Annotated in this window: 4 protein-coding genes; all 4 read right to left on the bottom strand. The window is 37.5% G+C overall.

The window, feature by feature from the left end:
* On the bottom strand, positions 1-1,097 hold a 1,097-nt coding region (locus tag AC1DG9_RS24640), incomplete at its 3' end, for a ligand-binding sensor domain-containing protein (protein ID WP_477635425.1).
* A 55-nt stretch (positions 1,098-1,152) separates the two neighbouring features.
* Positions 1,153-2,274, bottom strand: coding sequence for a glycoside hydrolase family 26 protein (locus tag AC1DG9_RS24635; RefSeq protein WP_172660213.1), 1,122 nt, complete (start codon positions 2,272-2,274; stop codon positions 1,153-1,155).
* 94 nt (positions 2,275-2,368) lie between these two features.
* The gene (locus tag AC1DG9_RS24630) at positions 2,369-3,289 is read right to left on the bottom strand and encodes a lysophospholipid acyltransferase family protein (protein WP_337716862.1); all 921 of its coding nucleotides are present in this window, start codon (positions 3,287-3,289) and stop codon (positions 2,369-2,371) included.
* An 88-nt stretch (positions 3,290-3,377) separates the two neighbouring features.
* The coding region (locus AC1DG9_RS24625; protein WP_477635424.1) for an LTA synthase family protein at positions 3,378-3,925 on the bottom strand (548 nt) is incomplete at its 5' end.

The raw sequence follows: 3,925 nt of genomic DNA, 5'->3' as shown, positions 1-3,925 counted from the left end.
GAAGAGTGCTTAATGAGGTTAAACTTAATGATATTTGGGTGGTAAAAATTGATCCCTTTTCTGAAAGTACCTATCCAAATCATACCCATATTATCGTAATAGATACTGGAAATACTGTTCTGGCTTAAACTTTTGCTGTCATTTTCATTGTTAAGGATATACCTGATGCTGAAGTTTTTCTTATCGATAAGGTTAATACCTCCATGATCGGTGCCAATCCATATGTTGTCGCTATTGTCTTGAACAATACCCGTTACAATATCAGAGTTCAGTTTAAGTACAGGTGAGCTTTTACTGATCTTATTCAGTACATTTTTTACAGGATCAAAGTAATAAATACCTGTGGAAGTGGATATATCGTAGATCCATATCAATCCTTGTTTATCTATAAAGATCTTATAGGTATCGCTTTCTTTGTTTGAGAACTTGCTCGACAGATCTATTCTTTGCACAACAATATCCGTGTTCTTTTTCAGCATCTCCAATTTTCCGTCGGAATGAATAAGCCATGCATTTCCGCTTTTATCCTCTGCAATATCAATAATTGGGCTTGCCGAAAGACTGCTCTCTCTTCTGATTTTATGTGCTATATAGTTAGTTTTCTTTGTTACCGGATCGTATTTATATAATCCGGATGCGGGAGAAATAAACCAGAATGCGCCTGAAACACCCTTTTTTAGCGCTCTGATGGTGGTTCCCGGAACCCCATATTTTGAAAGCTCCGGTTGTATATTGTGATCAAATAATTCGGTTACAGGATCATAAACATCCATTCCGGCCCTTGTTTCTATCCACAACTTATGATCGGGGCCTTGCGTTATAGAACGAACATCACTATCGCTTATGGTAGATTTGTTTTTTATCCTGTGCCGGTATACTTTAAAGCTATATCCATCAAACCGGGCAAGGCCAGCAAGTGTTCCCAACCAGATAAATCCTTTATCATCCTTGTAAAAGCAATTTACATCGTTATGCGGCAAACCATTATTAATATCCAGATGGGAAAACTGATACTGGTTATACTGTGCAGAGGAATGTATGCYGGTAAACAGCAGGCATACCCCTACCAAAAGCAGTATTTTCAATTTGTGTCCCATTCGTTCTATTCGGCCGTTATCGCTATTTTAAAGCTGATTGTCAATATACAAATACTTATTTATAAATGTCTTTAAGGTCCTTTTCAAAAAGGGTATAGGGGTCATTATAGAATTTCTGAAAATCAGGAATGTTTGGATGACCAGGGTAAGGCGCATAAAAATGTGTAGCGCTTTTGGTATCGTTACGCCATACCAACACATAGCTCATTCTTATTTTATCATTTTTCATTACTTTAAGCAGCACATCGTTCCACCAGTTTGGATTGGTAAGCGATTCCAATCCGGTTTCGGTAAAGGCAGCGAGCTTACCGTTCTTTTGAGCGTATGCCGAAACGATGCGGAGTTTCTTTATGGCAGCATCCAGATTGTATTTGCCATCGCGTCCCATATCACCATAATTATCCGTTCCAAGCATATCTACCCATTCTTTACCAGGAAAACGTTCCAAATATTGCTGTTCAGAATTGAATAGATTATCGGGAGAAAATGCATAAATAAAGTTGTGCACACCGGCCGTATCACGTAAATAAGAAACAGTAAATTTCCATAGGGATTTAAATTCATCAACTGTACAATGTGATTTTCCCCACCAGAACCAGTCGCCATCAAACTCATGATAAGGTCTGAAAATTACGGGTACTAGGTTGCCATCCGGAGCTTTAAGACTTTTTGCCCAATCAGCAATATCGTTAAGGATTTTGATATACTTATCGTGCGCTTTGCCTCCTGGAATAATGTACCCGACAGCAGGTAAAGAAACCGAGTCTTTCCAGTAAAAGTCTCCTTCTGAAACCGGGTTAGAGAAATGCCAGGCTATAGTGGTAACCCCGCCTCTGTTATAGGTATCTATAACATTCTTTCTTAGGTGTTCTTTTGTTTTCCCAATCTGAGCCTCCGATTGTCCGGTTAATCCAGACAGATCGATTCCAATAACAGCTGGATGAGATCCAACAACTGATTTAACATCTGAACGATCAGCATCACCAGACCAGCCATGGCCATATTCAGTAGCATGCTGATGCCCGAATAAAGTATGCTTTTCGGATAATTTGTATAGGTTATCGAAAAGAGCCTTCGTCTCTTTTGTTGCCAAAGGATCAATGAGGTTACGTTGCTGGGCTATTGCCTGGCCTACAAGCAACATCGGGAGAATGATAAAGAAGTACTTCAGGTTCATAAAATTGTAATTTACAATAGCGTACTATTTACTATGAATTAGTAAAAGTATTGTACTGAATATTCCTTAATGCTAAAAAATGGGGYTCCAAATGTTAAACATCGGAATAAAGAATGTCTGTTTTAAGATAAGGCTCCGGCATTTGTACCGGTTTATGTTTCCATCTGCGATGGCTCCATAACCAGTAAGCAGGTTCATCTTTAATAATCTCTTCAAGAAACTGCGTATGCAATCTGGTGATCTCAAATTCTTCAGTATCCATTGGATTCAAACAGAGGGGCACACAATCAACCTCATAATGCCCGCGCTTTAGAACCTTAACTCTTAAATAAAAAATAGGGCGATTGGTTTTTTTTGCAATTTTCTCTATCCCAAGTTGAATGTATGCCGGTTGGTTTAAGAATGTTCTGCAGTAATGCAGTTCCCTTATTGATGGTGATTGATCATTACCAAAACTAAAAATACTTGGTGTATTTTTGCTGGCTTGAATAGCCCTTAGGGTTTGTCGCATTGGGATGAGTTTGTTCCCAAACTTACTGCGGGTTTCGCGAAACCATTTATCAAATATTGAATTATTTAAGGGCTTATAAATTGGGTAATGATCAGCAGAAAAGTTTAAGCCTATCCCTAAAGTTCCCCATTCCCAATTACCATAATGTGCTGAACAAACTAATACACTTTCTCCTTTATTTAGATATTCATTTACCAGCTCTTTGTTTTTAAAAACAAACCGTTTTCTTATTTGCGCTTCAGAGATGTTAATCATCTTAATCACTTCAAATATCAGGCTGGATAAATATCTGTAGTACTTCTTTTCAATTACGATAATTTCTTTCAGTTCCTTTTCGGGAAACGAATTACAGAGATTTTCTCTTACTACCTGCCTGCGATAGCCAAAAACATAATAGAGCAGGAAGTAAGCTGCATCTGCCCAAATGTATAGAAACGATAATGGCAGCAGGGATAATACAGCTAAAAAAAACGTCCCTAAATGAGAAATGCTCTTTTTAAACATACTACAATGATTTTCTACAAAATTAAAAGCTTAACCAAAAGGTTTTGCCATAAAAATGTTAGATTACTATTTTTTTTTAAAGCCCCTGTTACTGATGCAATCCGCCGTTTTTAAACAAGTCGTAAGCAGTTTGGTAATTTGCTATTGCCTGATCTATTACGGTTTTAGACAGCTTATCAGGGATTTGCTCATTACTTGATTTGCGATACAAAAAGGTTTCTGTAACCTTATGAGGACCTAATATGACCAAACTATCCTTCTTTAAATAAGCTAGTTTCTGATAAGTACCTAAAACTGCTCGGGGCTGATAGGTCGGATTTAATACATTCTGACCATACAGGTTGCTTTCATAATTCCATCCCAAAAGGCTAAACAATGTTGGATAAAGATCAATTTGTGAACAAAGCTTATCTATTACCATTTTGCCCTTTACAGGTAAATTTAAAACGATGCACGGAATGTGGTATTTGTCGATATCAATTTCATTCTTTCCGGCACTGGCGGCACAGTGATCCGCCACTATTATCACAATCGTATTCTTATACCATGCTTTCTTTTCAATATTTTTAAGGAATGTTGCAATGGCATAATCTGTGTAACTTTTAAGGAATGTTGCAATGGCATAATCTGTGTAAC

The organism is Pedobacter sp. 05L430 (genome assembly GCF_056397585.1).
This window is presented reverse-complemented; position numbering and strand designations above follow the sequence as displayed.

Coding starts and splice junctions, on each gene's coding strand:
- AC1DG9_RS24635 (WP_172660213.1), bottom strand. CDS start 2,274: ATGAACCTGAAGTACTTCTTTATCATTCTCCCGATGTTGCTTGTAGGC.
- AC1DG9_RS24630 (WP_337716862.1), bottom strand. CDS start 3,289: ATGTTTAAAAAGAGCATTTCTCATTTAGGGACGTTTTTTTTAGCTGTA.